General features: G+C 69.0%; 14 protein-coding genes and 1 pseudogene. 4 read left to right on the forward strand and 11 right to left on the reverse strand.

Going from position 1 to position 14,760, the window contains the following annotated elements; translation table 11 throughout:
- From ppdK to Q0C81_RS06475, 3 genes are all read left to right on the forward strand, one after another.
- Positions 1-2,520, forward strand: a 2,520-nt coding sequence (gene ppdK / locus Q0C81_RS06465) for a pyruvate, phosphate dikinase (protein ID WP_291835250.1), incomplete at its 5' end; no start/stop codon positions are given.
- 139 nt (positions 2,521-2,659) lie between these two features.
- Positions 2,660-2,800, forward strand: a complete 141-nt coding sequence (locus Q0C81_RS06470; protein ID WP_291835252.1) for a hypothetical protein — start codon at positions 2,660-2,662, stop codon at positions 2,798-2,800.
- Between the two features lie 209 nt (positions 2,801-3,009).
- A complete protein-coding gene (locus Q0C81_RS06475; RefSeq protein ID WP_291835255.1) occupies positions 3,010-3,486 on the forward strand; it encodes a porin family protein in 477 nt (158 codons plus the stop codon).
- 73 nt (positions 3,487-3,559) lie between these two features.
- Here the strand turns inward: Q0C81_RS06475 and Q0C81_RS06480 are convergent, their stop codons facing one another.
- The gene (locus Q0C81_RS06480; protein ID WP_291835285.1) at positions 3,560-3,823 is read right to left on the reverse strand and encodes a hypothetical protein; all 264 of its coding nucleotides are present in this window, start codon (positions 3,821-3,823) and stop codon (positions 3,560-3,562) included.
- A 127-nt stretch (positions 3,824-3,950) separates the two neighbouring features.
- On the opposite strand from Q0C81_RS06480, the gene Q0C81_RS06485 reads away from it, so the two are divergent.
- Positions 3,951-4,442 carry a hypothetical protein gene (locus Q0C81_RS06485; RefSeq protein WP_291835258.1) on the forward strand — a complete coding sequence of 164 codons (492 nt, stop codon included), beginning with the start codon at positions 3,951-3,953 and terminating at the stop codon, positions 4,440-4,442.
- Here the strand turns inward: Q0C81_RS06485 and ychF are convergent, their stop codons facing one another.
- The 10 genes and pseudogenes from ychF to Q0C81_RS06535 all read right to left on the reverse strand — a co-directional run.
- Positions 4,443-5,537, reverse strand: a complete 1,095-nt coding sequence (ychF, locus tag Q0C81_RS06490) for a redox-regulated ATPase YchF (RefSeq protein ID WP_291835261.1) — start codon at positions 5,535-5,537, stop codon at positions 4,443-4,445. It lies immediately after the preceding gene.
- Positions 5,538-5,616: 79 nt separating this feature from the next.
- A complete protein-coding gene (locus Q0C81_RS06495; protein ID WP_291835264.1) occupies positions 5,617-6,096 on the reverse strand; it encodes a copper chaperone PCu(A)C in 480 nt (159 codons plus the stop codon).
- Positions 6,097-6,110: 14 nt separating this feature from the next.
- Positions 6,111-7,472 (reverse strand): PepSY domain-containing protein, encoded by a 1,362-nt coding sequence (locus Q0C81_RS06500; RefSeq protein ID WP_291835267.1) that lies wholly within the window; start codon positions 7,470-7,472, stop codon positions 6,111-6,113.
- Between the two features lie 55 nt (positions 7,473-7,527).
- Positions 7,528-9,600: a TonB-dependent receptor gene (locus Q0C81_RS06505; RefSeq protein WP_291835269.1), complete on the reverse strand. Its 2,073-nt coding sequence runs from the start codon at positions 9,598-9,600 to the stop codon at positions 7,528-7,530.
- Positions 9,601-9,682: 82 nt separating this feature from the next.
- Positions 9,683-10,069, reverse strand: coding sequence for a hypothetical protein (locus Q0C81_RS06510; protein ID WP_291835271.1), 387 nt, complete (start codon positions 10,067-10,069; stop codon positions 9,683-9,685).
- A 41-nt stretch (positions 10,070-10,110) separates the two neighbouring features.
- Positions 10,111-10,731, reverse strand: a complete 621-nt coding sequence (gene pth / locus Q0C81_RS06515) for an aminoacyl-tRNA hydrolase (protein ID WP_291835274.1) — start codon at positions 10,729-10,731, stop codon at positions 10,111-10,113.
- Positions 10,732-10,808: 77 nt separating this feature from the next.
- Entirely contained in the window at positions 10,809-11,486 is a 678-nt protein-coding gene (locus tag Q0C81_RS06520) for a 50S ribosomal protein L25/general stress protein Ctc (protein WP_291835277.1), read from the reverse strand.
- A gap of 138 nt (positions 11,487-11,624) precedes the next feature.
- Entirely contained in the window at positions 11,625-12,704 is a 1,080-nt protein-coding gene (locus tag Q0C81_RS06525; protein ID WP_291835279.1) for a hypothetical protein, read from the reverse strand.
- A gap of 162 nt (positions 12,705-12,866) precedes the next feature.
- Positions 12,867-14,024, reverse strand: a complete 1,158-nt coding sequence (locus Q0C81_RS06530; RefSeq protein ID WP_291835282.1) for a hypothetical protein — start codon at positions 14,022-14,024, stop codon at positions 12,867-12,869.
- A gap of 76 nt (positions 14,025-14,100) precedes the next feature.
- Positions 14,101-14,760: pseudogene (locus Q0C81_RS06535) on the reverse strand (ribose-phosphate pyrophosphokinase); the annotation flags it as partial.

Raw genomic sequence — 14,760 nt, forward strand, 5'->3', positions numbered from 1 at the left:
GGGCAATCGTATCCCGCCGACCTCGCCGCCCAGGTGAAGGCCGGGCTTGCCAAGGTCGAGGGCATCGTCGGCAAGACCTTCGGGGACGCGAAGAACCCGCTGCTGGTCTCGGTCCGCTCCGGCGCCCGCGTCTCGATGCCGGGGATGATGGACACGGTCCTGAACCTCGGCCTCAACGACGAGACGGTCGAGGGACTGGCCGCGCTGAGCGGCGACCGCCGCTTCGCCTTCGACAGCTACCGTCGCTTCATCACCATGTATTCCAACGTGGTGCTGGGCCTCGGCCATGACGATTTCGAGGGCGTGCTGGACGATCACAAGGATCGCCTGGGCGTCACGGTCGACACCGACCTGACGGCCAAGGACTGGGAGAAGGTGGTCGCCGACTACAAGGCTGTGGTCGAGCGCGAACTGGGCCAGCCCTTCCCGCAGGACCCGCACGACCAGCTGTGGGGCGCCGTCGGCGCCGTCTTCGCCAGCTGGATGAACGACCGGGCCAAATTCTATCGCCGCATGCACGACATCCCCGAAAGCTGGGGCACGGCGGTGAACATCCAGTCGATGGTGTTCGGCAATATGGGCGAGACCTCGGCGACGGGCGTGGCCTTCACCCGCAACCCCTCGACCGGTGAAGCCCGGTTGTACGGCGAGTTCCTGATCAATGCTCAAGGCGAGGACGTGGTCGCCGGCATCCGCACGCCGCAGTCGCTGACCAAGGCAGGTCGCGAGGAGATGGGCGAGACGGCGCTGTCGATGGAAGAGGCCATGCCGGTCGTCTTCGGCCAGTTCGTCGAGGTCGTCGGGCGGCTGGAGAGCCACTACCGCGACATGCAGGACATCGAGTTCACGGTCGAGCAGGGCCGTCTGTGGATGCTGCAGACCCGCAACGGCAAGCGCACGGCCAAGTCGGCGCTGAAGATCGCCGTCGATCTGGCCAGCGAAGGCGTGATCTCGCAGGAAGAGGCCGTGTCGCGGGTCGAGCCCGCCGCCCTGGACCAGCTGCTGCACCCGACCCTGGATCCCAACGCCGAGCGCAAGGTGATCGCCGCCGGCCTGCCCGCCTCGCCGGGCGCGGCCACGGGCAAGATCGTCTTCGACGCCGACGAGGCCGAACGCCTGGCCCAGCTGGGCGACGCGGTCATCCTGGTGCGCGAGGAAACCAGCCCCGAGGACATCCACGGCATGCACGCCGCCCGGGGCATCGTCACGGCGCGCGGCGGCATGACCAGCCACGCGGCGGTGGTCGCGCGCGGCATGGGCCGTCCCTGCGTCTGCGGCATCAACGAGCTGTCGATCAACGACAAGGCCGGGACCTTCACGGCCCGGGGCCGCACCTTCAAGGCGGGCGACATCATCACCATCGACGGCTCGAAGGGCGAGGTGCTCGAGGGCGCTGTCGCGATGATCGAGCCGGAGCTGACGGGCGATTTCCAGACCCTGATGGCCTGGGCCGACAAGGTCCGCCGCCTGCGGGTCCGCGCCAACGCCGAGACCCCGCTGGACGCCCGCACCGCGCGCGGCTTCGGCGCCGAGGGCATCGGCCTGTGCCGGACCGAGCACATGTTCTTCGACGACACCCGGATCGCCGCCGTGCGCGAGATGATCCTGGCCGACGACGAGGCCGGACGCCGCCTGGCGCTGGCCAAGATCGCGCCGTTCCAGAAGGCCGACTTCGTCGAGCTGTTCGAGATCATGTCGGGGCTGCCAGTGACGGTCCGTCTTCTGGACCCGCCGCTGCACGAGTTCATCCCGCACACCGACGAGGACATCGACGCCCTGGCCGCCGGATCGGGCCTGGACGCCGCCAAGCTGAAGCGCCGCGCCAAGGAGCTGCACGAGACCAATCCGATGCTGGGCCACCGCGGCTGCCGCCTCGGGGTCGCCTATCCCGAGATCTATGAGATGCAGGTCCGGGCGGTCATCGAGGCCGCGCTGGAGGTGAAGAAGAGCTCGGGCGTGGCCCCCATTCCGGAGATCATGCACCCGCTGGTCGCCCTCGGGCTGGAGATGAAATACCTGCGCGAGCTGACCGACCGCACGGCCCAGGCGGTCTTCGCCGAAGCCGGGAACACGGTCGAATACCTGGTCGGCACCATGATCGAACTGCCGCGCGCCGCGCTGCGCGCCGGCGACCTGGCCGAGCACGCCCAGTTCTTCAGCTTCGGCACCAACGACCTGACCCAGACCACGTTCGGCATCAGCCGCGACGACTCCGGCCGCTTCCTGCAGGCCTATATGGACAAGGGCATCTTCGAGACCGATCCCTTCGTCCGCCTGGATCAGGAGGGCGTCGGCGACCTGATCCGCATCGCCGCCGAGCGGGGCGGGGCGGTCCGGCCCGACATCAAGATGGGCATCTGCGGCGAACACGGCGGCGACCCGTCCTCGATCGCCTTCTGCGAGGAGGTCGGCCTGAACTACGTCAGCTGCTCGCCCTATCGCGTGCCGATCGCCCGGCTGGCCGCGGCGCAAGCCGCCCTGCACGCCCGTGCGGGGACCGAGCGCGAAAAAGACCGGTAACGCTGGGCCGTAGCCAAGGCCTGGATCGTCAGGGGCCTTGCTCTTCGCGGCTGCGGTTGTCGCGCCTGTGGTCGGCTATCGCATTCGGGTGGCTGAGACCGGCAATGCCGAGACAGCGATAGATGGACTGGCTTGAGGATTGATCGGCACGCCGGTGGCCTTGATCTGTCTTGCGTCCAGCTTCCGCGCCTCGGCGATCGGCCGGCTGGGGCGGCTGGCCGTCGCAACGGTTGCCGTCCTGCTGATGTGGCTCGGCGTCCTTGGAATCGCCAATATTTAGTCATTTTTAGTAGAACGACGTCTGTGCCTGTTGGTCCACAGTCGTTGGCAAGTCGCGTCTGCGATCTGGAACTCGACCGTTCTGATCCCATTTGTATCCTCGCTGGATGGGGCCGGTGACCGCAGAAGTCACCGCATCTAGAGGATACATAAACTATGCGTAACGTTCTTCTCGCAACCGCTGCTCTTACTCTGATTTCGGCGCCCGCTATGGCGCAAAGCATTTCGAATCCTCAGTATCAAGGGTCGATCGGTTACACGGGCATCGACGCCGACGGCGCGACCCTGGGCGCGATCACCGCGCGCGGCGGCGCCAAGCTGAACCGCTACTTCGGGGCCGAGGCCGAGCTGTCGGTCGGCGTCAAGGATGACGACGTCAACTTCGGCGCCATCCCGGGCAAGGTCGAGCACCGCTATGACGCCGCCGCCTATGGCGTGGCGACCCTGCCGGTGACCGAGAATTTCGAGCTCTTCGGCCGTCTCGGCTACGGCACCACCGAACTGAAGACCTCGGCAGCCGGCCTCTCGGGGTCGAACAGCACCGAGAGCGTCAACTACGGCGCCGGCGCCAACTACTTCTTCGACGGCCAGAACGGCGTCCGCGCCGACTGGACCCGTCGGGACTTCCGCGGCCGTGACGGCATCGAAGCCGACACCTGGGGCCTCGGCTACGTTCGTCGCTTCTAAGACGACTAGGTCCTGAAAAGACGAAAGGCCCGCCGGTCTCCCGGCGGGCCTTTTTCGTGGTCCTGAACCGGGGTCAGGCGACGCCGGGCTGCAGGGCCCAGCGCATCGAGCCTTCGCCGAACGGACGGAAGAAGAGGTCGCGGTAGCGTTCGAACGCCTCGACGATCTTGGAGGCCAGGTCCTGGGCGACGGTCTCGCCGCGCTGTCGCTTCATGGCGGCCACGCACTGGACCACGTCCTGCTGGTGAGCCGAACCGCCCATGCGCTTGAGCACCGCGGCGATATCCAGGGCCAGCGGATCGACGGCCTTGCTCCAGGGATTGGTGTTCTGAGCCATGCGGGACACCCCTTGTTCTCAACACTGGCGAACCGGTCGCAAAAACCTGCGTGGGATGCAAGCGTGACCGCGAATTCGTGATCAGGGCGAGCGGGGAGCCCCTGTGGGCGCACGGCGTTCTTCCGTCATGACCCGAGCTCTGATCCCGGCCTTCGCCGCCGTCCTGCTGATCGCCGCCTGTGATCGCCAGACCGTCAATCCACCCACCGAACCGGCCGCGCCGATCGCCACGCCCGAGGCCGCTCCGCCCGCCCCGAAGCCGCCCGGGGTCGGCACGGTCATGCCTGGAGCCGGACCGGCCAGCTTCGTCGGCCGCTGGGCCGGGAACCTGGCCTGGTGCGCCAACACCGGCGGCGCACACCAGCCCGTCATCCTCACGCCGCTGCGGTTCGAAGGCTATGAGAACAGTTGCGCCATCACCTCGCTGGAGCAGGTGGTGGACGGCTACGAGGTCACCCTGGCCTGTCAGGCCGAGGGCGGGGCCTCGCGCGAGCGCGTGCGCCTGTCGGTGCAGGACGATGTGCTGCGCCTGACCTGGCTGAACCGGAACGAGGCGGTGCTGTTGCTCAGGCGCTGTCCGGCGGCCCCCGTCGTCGACGAAGGCCAGCCGGCCGGCTGATCAGTTGAACAGGAAGTTCATCACGTCGCCGTCCTTGACGACATAGGCCTTGCCTTCCGCCCGCAGCTTGCCGGCCTCGCGGGCCTTGGCTTCGCCCTTCAGCGCGACGAAGTCCTCGTAGGCGATGGTCTCGGCGCGGATGAAGCCCTTTTCGAAGTCGGTGTGGATCACGCCGGCGGCCTGCGGGGCGGTGTCGCCGACGTGGATCGTCCAGGCGCGGGCTTCCTTGGGACCGACGGTGAAGTAGGACTGCAGGCCCAGCAGCTTGTAGGCCTCGCGGATCAGGCGGTTCAGGCCCGGCTCGGCCAAGCCCAGGCTTTCCAGAAACTCGGCCTGCTCCTCGGGGTCGAGGACGGCCAGTTCGGAATCGATCTTGGCCGAGATGACGACGGCGTTGGCGTTGTCCTCGGCGGCGCGCTTGGCGACCAGGTCGGACAGCTCATTGCCCTTGTCGGCCGAGCCTTCGTCGACGTTGGAGACGTACAGGGCGGGCAGGGAGGTCAGCAGCTGCAGCATGTGCCAGGCCTTCTCGTCCTCCTTGTCGACCTTGACGACGCGGGCGGGCTTGCCGGCGCGCAGGGGGTCCAGCGCCATGTTGATCAGGCGCAGGGTCTGCTGGGAGTCCTTGTCGCCGCCCTTGGCCTTCTTCTCGACGTTGACGACCCGCTTCTCGAGGCTTTCGAGGTCGGCCAGCATCAGTTCGGTCTCGATGATGTCGAGGTCCGAGATCGGGTCGATGCGGTTTTCGACGTGGGTGATGTCGTCGTCGATGAAACAGCGCGCCACGAAGGCCACGGCGTCACAATCCCGAATGTTGGCCAGGAACTGGTTGCCCAGGCCCTCGCCCTTGGACGCGCCGCGCACCAGGCCGGCGATGTCCACGAAGGTGATCCGCGACGGGATGATCTCTTTCGACCCGGCGATGGCGGCCAAGGCCTCCAGGCGCGGCTCGGGCACGGCCACGTCGCCGGTGTTCGGCTCGATGGTGCAGAACGGATAGTTGGCCGCCTGGGCCGCCGCCGTCTTGGTCAGGGCGTTGAACAGGGTGGACTTGCCGACGTTGGGCAGGCCGACGATCGCGACTTTAAGGGCCATGGGTCTCAGCAGCTTTCAATGAGCGCGAGCCTTTAGCGGGTTCAGTCCCGTTTGTCAGGCTCGCGCTCGTCGAACGGCTCTAGTGGGCGGCGTAGACGTCGTCCTCTGTGGTCTTCGGCTGACCGACGGCGGCCTGCACCACGACCGGAGGGGCCGAGGCGAAAGTCAGGGTCAGGGGCACGGTCTGGCCCGCGACGAGGGGGTTTTCGACGGCCAGCAGCATGATGTGGTTGCCGCCGGGCTTCAGCTCGACCACCTGCCGGGCCGGGAGGGGCAGGCCCTCCTTCAGCTCGCGCATCATCATCATATTGCTTTCGATCTTGCTCTCGTGGATCTCCACGCGCCCGGCGACGGGGGTGGCGATGCTGAGCAGCCGGTCGTCGGCCCCGGCGGTGAGGGTCAGGTAGCAGCCGGTCATCTTGCGGCCGGCGGGCGTCGGGCGGCAGACGGCGTCGGTCACGGCGACGGCGCTCTGTTCACCCGCCGGGACAGGCTTGGGCTCGTTCGAACAGGCGGCCAGCAGGGCGAAGGCGGCGATGGGGATCAGGGTACGGTTCATGGGTCGGATGTCTCTCAGGCGGCGGCAGGTCTGGAACGGAAAAGGCTGCGGATCAACCGGTCGGTCGCCAGGGCGACGATCAGGCTGGCTCCGGTCAGGGGATAGAGAAGGCAAAGCGGGAGAACGATGGCGAGAACCGCGACGCGCAGGCGCGGGCCGTCCGGGACCGGGGGCGCGCCGATCAGGCCTCGCGACAGGCGCGGCGGGCGGCGCTTCCACCACATCATCAGGCCGCTGACGGCCAGCAGCCAGACCCCGATGCAGCCCGCCAGCATGATGATCCGGTTGAGCTGGCCGTACTGCAGCCCCTGATGGACCGCGATGCCCCATTCGAACGCCTTGGCCCCCACGCCGAACTGGCTCCAACGGATGTCGGCCTTCACGGCGCCGGTCTGGCCGTCGACGTAAAGGGTGCGAGCCTCCTCGGCCTTGTGGGTCTGACGCGCCACCGTCCAGGCGAGGTCCGGGGTGGCCGGGATGTTGACGGTGTAGGGCAGGGGCAGCTCGTTTGACTGCGCCACCGACAGCACGCGCGCCAGACTGGGGTCATGGGCGACTTGGCCGTGCAGGACCGCGTGCTCCATGGTCCAGCCTACGCCGGTGGGCGTGTCGTGGGGCTTGGCGTGGCTCCAGGCGCTGGCTGCGGCTGGCGCGGCGGGACGGCCCAGTCCGCTCTCACGCACGATGTTCAGGAAGCGGTCGCCCCAGACAGCGGACCAGGGCATGCCGGTCACCGCCAGGAACAGGATGACCCCGCCGACATAGAAGCCGATCAGGGCGTGCAGGTCTCGCCAGAAGGGACGGCGTCGGGCGTCCGTCGCTGTAAGGACAACGGTGGCCACCCTGCGTCCGCGCGGCCACCACAGGTACAGACCGGTGGCGAACAGCACGATGGCCCAACCGGCGACGATCTCCACCAGGATGTTCATCCCGGTCCCGAACAGGCTGAGGGAATGCAGGCTCTTTATGGTCTCCATGACGCCGCCGTACGCGGTCACGCCGGTGACCTGGGCGTTGTAGGGATCGACGAAGACCGTCCTTTGGGTTCCATCGGCCTGATCGACGCGGACACGGACCGCCTGATCGGGCCGCGCGGGCATCAGGATGTTGGCCGCCCGCCCTTCACCGGCGACCGCGGCGGCGGCCAGCCAGGCGTCCGGCGCGGCGCGGGCCGCGGCGGGGGTGACCTCGGCCATGCGCCGATAGACGGCTCCGTCGATCTCGTCCTTGAACAGATAAAGGCCGCCGGTGAGGGCCAACAGCATGAGGAAGGGCATGACCAGCACGCCCGCATAGAAATGCCAGCGCCAGACGGCGTGGTAGGCGCCGGACAGGGGCGTGGCGGGGGGCGGGGCCGGTGTTTGAATCTCGGTCATCATCGAAGCTCCTGTGGTCGGTGGAGGCCGCCGAAGCCGCCTCCACCGATCGCACTCAGAGGGCCAAACGCAGGCCGACGAAGAGCGCGCGACCCTCGCCGGGATTGAACACGACGGTCGAGGCGGTGCGGGCGTCGGTGATGGCCGAGAACTCGTTCACGTGCCGCTCGTCCGTGAGGTTGCGGGCGTCCACGAATGCGGTCAGCCCGTCCTTGACGTCCCAGCTCGCGTTCAGCCCCAGCAGGGTGTAGCCGGGCGCCTTCATCGTATTGGCGTAGTCGACCCAGGCGTCGCTGATCCGCCATTCGACCGACGGAGTCAGCGACAGGCCCGACGGATGCCGCCAGGCCAGCTCGGCCCGATAGGCGTGTTCCGGCGCGACCGGCAGGCGGTTGTCGCCCCAGCGCGGGTCATCGACGAAGCGGAAGTCGTTCCAGGCATAGGTCTGGCGCAGCAGCAGCGAACCCTGCGCCGGCCCGGTCGGCAGGCGCCAGTCCAGTCCGGCCTCGATCCCCTGGTGCACGGTCTCGCCGGCGTTAAAGGTCGCAGCCGGAATACCAGGGCCGGTGATGAAGTTCAGCAGTTCGCCTTCGATCTCGCTGCGGTAGACGGTCACGTCCCAGGCCAGGGCGCCATGACGGCCGCGCGTGCCGATCTCGGCGGTCCAGGCGTCCTGCACCTTCACCGGCGTGAAGCCGACGAGCGGCGCCTGAACGAGCGCGCCATAGGTCGGAGGCTCGACCGACCGGGTCACATTGGCGAACACCTGAGCGCCGTCCTCGGTCTCCCACAGCAGGCCCAGGCGAGGCGAGAACCATTCGTAGTCGATGTCGTCGTTGTTGGCGGCGTTGACGCGATCCGAGTAGTCGCGCGTGGCCCGGCCGAACGAGCCGCCCGCCACCAGCGCCAGCCGGTCGGTCACGAACAGCCGGCCTTCGGCGAAGACGTCCAGTCCCGTCGCCTTCTGCAGGTTGTCGGCGGTCAGGGCGCCCGCTTGGCCGCCGATGTTGAGGTAGCGCTGGCTCTCGATCTGACCATCGCGATAGCTCAGGCCATAGAACAGGTCGGCGCGCAGGCCGCCCACCTGACCGGTCCAGTCGAAGCGTCCGAACAGGCCGACGGTCTCGCTATTGGTGTTCAGCACCTGGAAGATCGGGTGCCACAGTTCCTTTTCCCAACCCCAGACAGCGCCTTCGAACACGGTCGAATCGTTTAGCCGCCAGCGGGTCTGCAACGTCAGCCGCTTCAGCGTCAGGTCGCGGGCCTGATCGCCGCTGATCGCGCCGGGGTTGGCCATTTCGGGGCGGGTCAGGGCGTCGGCGAGCGACAGCGACCCCGGGATGTCCTGCTTGATGTCGGCCGCCTGATAGATCAGCCGCACCTCCCGGTCCTCGCCGAACGTCCGGCCGACGTTCAGGGTCAGGCGGGCCTGGCTCTGTTCGCTGTGATCGCGGTAGCCGTCCGATTCCATCGCCGAAACGGCCGCGAACACGTCCCAGTCGCCGGATGTGCGGGCCAGCTGCACGCTGCCCCTCAGGCTGCCGAACGACCCGCCTTCCAGCTGCAGCACGGTGTCGTCCACGGCGGTGCGGCCGGTCGGCGTGATCTGGTTGATCGCCCCGCCCAGCTGGGCTCCGCCGAAGCGCAGGGTGTTGGCCCCCTTGTAGATCTCGATGTAGCGGGCGCTCAGCGGATCCACGCCCTGGAAGTCGGAGAAGCCGTCGGCGTCCGCGAAGGGCACGCCGTCCTGGGCGAACAGCACGCCGCGCTGGTGAAAGCCCTGGGCGAGGCCCGAGCCCCGGATCGACAGGCGGGCCTCCTCGCCATAGCGCTTCTGCGCCAGCACGCCGGGCACGTTGCGCAGGGTGTCGGCGAAGGTCTGGGCGAAGCGGTTGGCGTAGCTCTCGGCCGAGACCACGGCCACGGCGCCGGGCGTGCGCGACAGGCGATCACGGGCCTCGGCCACCACGGCGGGGTCTTCGGGATTGCGTCGGGCGGTGACGATGACGGTGTCGAGGGTGGTGGGGTCTTCCGGCCCGGCGGCGGGCTCGGAGGCATGGGCGAAGGCGGGCGCGGCGAGGGCAGCGAGCAGCAGGGCGCAGGGCGCCGCAGTGGTCCGAAGGGACATGGGAATTCGATCCTGAAACAGAGAAAGGCCCGCGCCGCCGGACGGCGTGCGGGGTCAGGCGCGGGTCAGCGCCGGGTCTGCTTCAGGCGAGGGGAGGGGCGGTCGAGGGCGGTCGCGGCGGCGCGCGCGCGGGGGGCGGCGGGCTGGCGATCAGGGCCGTGAAGGTGGACGCCGGGGTGACGGCGGGCGTGGCGCAGGGCTGGGGCGCCGGCGGTGTCGGCAGGACCGCGGCGACGGCCATGACGCAGGCGGCGCATTTCGGCGGCGGGACCGAGCGGTCCGGCCGGCCGTCGGCGCCGACGCTGATCGTCTGCGGCCCGTCGCTGGAGCAGAGCACCAGCGTCTCGCCCGGCCGCGCCGCCGCCATGGCGGCGTAGGGCAGCAGGGAACCGAGCACGATGGCGAACGTCGCGGCCATCAGGGCCAGCGAACGCCAGATCGACCAGGATTCGGTCTGCGGACGGGTCACGCGCGGTCCATAGCCGTGAAGACGGCCGACGGGAAGCGCGGCTATTCGCCCTTTTGCGCCGTCTGGCGCGGGCTGAATTTGGGGGCGGGGGCCAGGCGCATGACCTCGCCCTGATAGCGTTCGTCGTCGCCGGCCAGGGCGAAGGGCAGGGCGTCGGCGCAGGCGTTCAGCATGGCTTCCAGCCACGGCTGGTCGGCCTTGGCGAAGTCGCCCAGCACATGCGGCATGACCAGGTGGCTCTCGCCCGGGTGGCCCACCCCCATGCGGGCGCGGCGGAAGTCGGCGCCCAGGTGGCTGATCAGGCTGCGCACGCCGTTCTGGCCCGCCGCCCCGCCGCCGGTCTTCATGCGGAAACGGCCCGGCGCCAGGTCGATCTCGTCATGGAAGACGATGACCTCGCCGGGCTTGATCTTGTAGAAGCGCGCGGCCTCGCCGACGGCCCGGCCGCTTTCGTTCATATAGGTCTGGGGCTTCATCAGAAGCACCTTCACCGGCCCGGCGGCGGTGGCGACCTCGCCTTCGCGTATCACCGACTGGAATTTGGCCCGCTCGGGACCGAACGACCAGCGGCGCGCGATTTCGTCGGCGGCCATGAAGCCGATGTTGTGGCGATTCTTCTCGTATTTCGGGCCCGGGTTGCCCAGGCCGGCGACGATGATCATGGCTCAGGTCCAGACAAGGAAACGGCCCCATCCGTAACCGGAAGGGGCCGCTCCAGAAACAGTCGATCGAAGGGCGATCAGCCTTCGGTCTTTTCGCCTTCAGCGGCGTCGCCCGATTGCTCGGTCGCTTCAACTTCGGCCTCGGCGGCGACTTCGGCGTCGTGGGCTTCGTCAGCGGCGGCCGAGATGGCGGCCGACGACGTCTTGATCGAAGCGATCACGAAGTCGCGGTCGGCGATGGTCGGCTCGACGTCGGAGGGGACCTTCAGGTCCGACCAACGGATGGTGTCGCCCAGCTTGTGGCCGGCCAGATCGACGATCAGGTCTTCCGGGATGTGGTTCGCCGGAACCTTCACTTCGACCGAGTGACGGACGATTTCCAGCGAGCCGCCCTGACGGAAGGCCGCGCACTGGTCTTCGTTGATGAAGCGGACCTGGATTTCGATCTTGATGGTCTGATTTTCATCGACGCGCATCAGGTCGAAGTGCAGCGGGCGGTCCGACACCGGGTCGAACTGCACGTCACGGGCGATGACCGGCTGGGTTTCCTTGCCGTACTTCAGGGTCACCAGGTGGCCCAGCAGCTTGCCGGTGTAGAGGGACTTGCGGAAGTCCTTCTCGTTCACCGAGATGGCGACGGGGGCTTTGTCGCCGCCGTACAGGATGCCGGGCACCATGCCGGCGCGACGGGCGGCGCGGGCGCCGCCGGTGCCGACGCCGTCGCGGACGTCCACGTTCAGAATGATCTCGGCCATCTGGCTCGCCTCAACAGAAACAGAAACGCCGCGCCAACCGGGGCCCGCGCGGCGGGGGTCATGAACCCTCGAATTCAAGAGCGCGGGCTATTACACGCTAGCGCCGGAGGACGCAACCGCTGTCGCGCCCTGATCGACTCAACGACCGCTGTTCAGCGCCGCCGTGGCCGAGGTGGAGGCCGCGGCGGCCTCCGCGGCGACGGGCGACTGGACCGGTCCTTCGGCCCCCGCGACGGCGGTCGGGGTCAGCTCAGCCGGGATCGGCGTGATGTTCTGGGCGGTGCAGGTCGACAGGTCGCGGGCGATGTGGCGGCCGACGCAGAACATGTCCTCATAGCTGGGGCGCGAGGCCGCCAGGCACTGGAACAGCATCAGTTTGGACATGTTGAGGCAGAACTCGCTGTTCTGGTCGACGGTCATGGCCTCGGTGTTGGCGCGCGAATCCTCGCCGCCGGCGCCCAGGGCGGCCAGGGCGGCCAGGGCCAGCGAACGGACCACCGCCGGGGTGTAGGGCGGGCCCGAGCGGTTGGTGGTCACGCCCAGGCCGCTGCCCGAGTTGGCGGCGGCGAACAGGCGGGCCGATTCTTCGGACGACGGCAGCATCTGGGCCGCCGACAGGGTCTTGGCGCTCTGCAGGCGGACTTCGCGGTTCGGAATGTGGGTGGTGGCCCAGCGGCGGCGAGGGTCGCGGCGTTCCTGGATCGTGTAGGCGTCGCCCTCGACGCCCTCGGCGATGACCAGCATGGCGGCGACGTCGCGGCTCAGGGTGCTGACGATCAGGCCTGCGGCGGCGTCGGCGCCCGGCAGGGTCGCGGCGGTGGCCGGATCGGCGATGATGCGGGCGATCAGCTCCTGGCGGACGGCGGGATCGACGGCGTAGGTGCGCACGCCCTGCACAAACTCGGGCGACTGCAGCGCCAGGATCGAGCCGTAGGCGATCATGCCGCGCGACAGCTGTGCCGGCTCATAGGCGGCGCCCTTGCGGATGGCGGCCTGGATGGCTTCCGCGTCGGTGAAGCCGCCGGGCGGAATGGTGCCGACGTCGCGCATGAACGAGACATAGATGGAGGCGGCCTGGGCCACGCCCTCGTTCATCGACAGGGCCGGCGGCGGGGGCGGCGGAGGGGGCGGAGGCGGGGGAGCGACCGGTTCGTCGGTGGCGCAACCCGCAAGCACGGCGGCGGCGGCGACGGCGGCGAGCGCGAGCCCGCGGCGCATTTGACCCTTGAACATGAAAAACCCCGACCCACGGCGCCCATCCGGCAGGGCGCAGACGACTGACTGGCACATATATCGCGGCGAAAAGGGTTCGCCGAGCGTTAATCCCAGCGTTGCAGGAAGTCCGCCATCACAAGGAGATGATTCTCCTCGCTCGGGAGTTTATCCCGGCCCTGTATTGAGGCGTTCGGTGGCGGTCTGCGGCGTCGATGTCGGGGCCGGCTGAGCGGGCGTGCGGACCGGGGGCGCGGCCGGCGGATCGGACAGGGGCGACACGGTGATGCGCGGCGGCTCCGGGTCGGCGACGCTCAGGGGCGATACGATGACGGAGCCGGCGGGCATGGCCGCGCCGCGCGTGCAGGTGGCGATGTCCCGCACGATGTGCCGCCCGAGACAGAAGACGTCCTCATAGCTGGGACGGGAGGCCGCCAGGCACTGGAACAGGTTCAGCTTGGACTCCGTCAGGCAGGTCTGGCTGACCGGATCGTTCTGCAGCGGATCCGTCCGCGCGGCGTCCGCCGCCTCGCCCAGGGCCGCCAGGGCGGCGATGGCCAGGGCCCGCTCCACGACCGGCGGATAGGGCGGATCGCGCCGCCGGTTGCCGGAGACGCCCAGTCCCGACCCGCTGTGCGCGGCGGCCAGCAGGCGGGCGGCCTCGGGCGCGGAGGGCAGCATGGTCTGGGTCGAGCGCGCCTTGGCGTCCGCCAGCCGGCTGTCACGGCCCACGACCTGGGCGACGGCCCAGGAGCGGCGGGAGTCCGCCTGAATGGCGTAGGCGTCATTCTCGATCGAATCCGCGGCCCGGTTCAGGCTGGTGATGTCAGCGCGCAGGGTGGTCACGATCAGGCCCGCCGCGGCGTCGGCGCCCGGCAGGTTCAAGGCCCAGCGCGGATCGGCGGCGAGGTTGGCGGCCAGCTGCTCGCGGGTGGCGCGGTCGACGGCGTACTGGCGCACCCCCTGCACGAACTCCGGCGACTGCAGCGCGATGATCGAGGCGTAGGCCACCAGACCGCGCGACAGCTGGGCGGGGTCATAGGCCGATCCGCGGCGGATCGCGGCCTGGATCGCCTCGGGGTCCTGGAAGCCGCCCTCGATGGCGGCCATCTCGCGGCTGAAGGCGACATAGACGGACGCGGCCTCGGCGACGCTCTGGTTCAGGCTGATCGGCGGCGGGGTGCGCGCGGCCAGTTCGGCCGCCTGCCGCGCGGCCTCGATTTCGGCGGCCTTCTCGGCGGCGTTCTGCGATGCGCAGCCGGCCAGCAGGGCGGCGACGGCGAGTGCGGCCACGGCGAGGCCGCGGCGCTGGACGAGCGAACCCATCAATTCTCCTTCGAAAACGACGCCCCGCGTCGAAGTCTCAGGCGCTAATGGGGCGAGACCGTGGACGTTCCCTCGATCAGTCGAAGAGTTTCGACACCGATTCCTCGTTGGCGATGCGCCGGATGGCCTCGCCGATCAGCGGCGCGACCGACACGCGGCGGATCTTGGAGCAGTTCAGGACCTCGTCCGGCTGCTCGATCGAATCGGTGATCACCAGCTCCTTCAGCGGACCGTCGGCCACGCGCTGGACCGCCGGACCCGACAGCACGCCGTGGCTGATGTAGGCCGAGACTTCGGTTGCGCCCTATTCGATCAGCGCCTTGGCGGCGTTCACCAGGGTGCCGCCCGAATCGACGATGTCGTCGAACAGGATGCATTCGCGCCCCGCCACGTCGCCGATGATGTTCATGACCTCGCTCTCGCCCGCCTTGGGACGGCGCTTGTCGACGATGGCCAGGTCGACGTTCAGGCGCTCGGCCAGCGAACGGGCGCGCACCACGCCGCCGACGTCGGGCGAGACGATCATCAGATTGCCGCGCGTGTAGCGGTCCTTGATGTCCTGGGCCAGCACCGGCGTGGCGACCAGGTTGTCGGTCGGGATGTCGAAGAAGCCCTGAATCTGGCCGGCGTGCAGGTCCATGGTCAGGACCCGGTCGGCGCCGCGCGGGTGATCATATTGGCCACCAGCTTGGCCGAGATCGGCGTGCGACCGCCGGTCTTCCGGTCCTGCCGGGCA

Source organism: Brevundimonas sp., from assembly GCF_023259385.1.
In the GTDB taxonomy this organism is placed as follows: Bacteria; Pseudomonadota; Alphaproteobacteria; order Caulobacterales; family Caulobacteraceae; genus Brevundimonas.

What these genes read in the sequence shown, in the direction of transcription:
- pth (WP_291835274.1), bottom strand. Translation starts at nt 10,731, where the DNA reads ATGATCATCGTCGCCGGCCTGGGCAACCCGGGCCCGAAATACGAGAAG.
- Q0C81_RS06530 (WP_291835282.1), bottom strand. Translation starts at nt 14,024, where the DNA reads ATGGGTTCGCTCGTCCAGCGCCGCGGCCTCGCCGTGGCCGCACTCGCC.
- Q0C81_RS06505 (WP_291835269.1), bottom strand. Translation starts at nt 9,600, where the DNA reads ATGTCCCTTCGGACCACTGCGGCGCCCTGCGCCCTGCTGCTCGCTGCC.
- Q0C81_RS06485 (WP_291835258.1), top strand. Translation starts at nt 3,951, where the DNA reads ATGACCCGAGCTCTGATCCCGGCCTTCGCCGCCGTCCTGCTGATCGCC.
- Q0C81_RS06520 (WP_291835277.1), bottom strand. Translation starts at nt 11,486, where the DNA reads ATGGCCGAGATCATTCTGAACGTGGACGTCCGCGACGGCGTCGGCACC.
- Q0C81_RS06480 (WP_291835285.1), bottom strand. Translation starts at nt 3,823, where the DNA reads ATGGCTCAGAACACCAATCCCTGGAGCAAGGCCGTCGATCCGCTGGCC.
- Q0C81_RS06495 (WP_291835264.1), bottom strand. Translation starts at nt 6,096, where the DNA reads ATGAACCGTACCCTGATCCCCATCGCCGCCTTCGCCCTGCTGGCCGCC.
- ychF (WP_291835261.1), bottom strand. Translation starts at nt 5,537, where the DNA reads ATGGCCCTTAAAGTCGCGATCGTCGGCCTGCCCAACGTCGGCAAGTCC.
- Q0C81_RS06525 (WP_291835279.1), bottom strand. Translation starts at nt 12,704, where the DNA reads ATGCGCCGCGGGCTCGCGCTCGCCGCCGTCGCCGCCGCCGCCGTGCTT.
- Q0C81_RS06475 (WP_291835255.1), top strand. Translation starts at nt 3,010, where the DNA reads ATGGCGCAAAGCATTTCGAATCCTCAGTATCAAGGGTCGATCGGTTAC.
- Q0C81_RS06500 (WP_291835267.1), bottom strand. Translation starts at nt 7,472, where the DNA reads ATGACCGAGATTCAAACACCGGCCCCGCCCCCCGCCACGCCCCTGTCC.